At 75.2% G+C, this 302-nt stretch carries 1 pseudogene; it reads right to left on the bottom strand.

The features are described 5' to 3' along the window. Nucleotides 1–175: 175 nt before the first annotated feature. A pseudogene (locus tag JHD73_RS28700) lies at nucleotides 176–302 on the bottom strand (class II aldolase/adducin family protein); the annotation flags it as partial.

Genomic DNA, 302 nt, shown 5'->3' with positions numbered 1-302 from the left:
CCCCCCCCCCCCCCCCCCCCCCCCCCCCCCCCCCCCCCCCCCCCCCCCCCCCCCCCCCCCCCCCCCCCCCCCCCCCCCCCCCCCCCCCCCCCCCCCCCCCCCTTTTTCACGCAGAAGACGGCATACGCGATCAGGCGCCATGTCTCGTGGGCTCGGAGATGTGTATAAGAGACAGGGCCACAGCCATACCGGCGGTGGTATGCGTGTGCATGACGCAATGCGCGCCCGGAATGCCGGCATGGATGGCCGCGTGCACCGTAAAGCCGGCCGGATTGACTGGCCAGTCCGGTTGGCCGGCCATG

Source organism: Ralstonia sp. ASV6 (genome assembly GCF_016429285.1).
GTDB classification, from domain to species: Bacteria; Pseudomonadota; Gammaproteobacteria; order Burkholderiales; family Burkholderiaceae; genus Ralstonia; species Ralstonia flaminis.
Note: the sequence above shows the minus strand (reverse complement) of the source record. Positions and strands in the feature narration are given on the sequence as shown.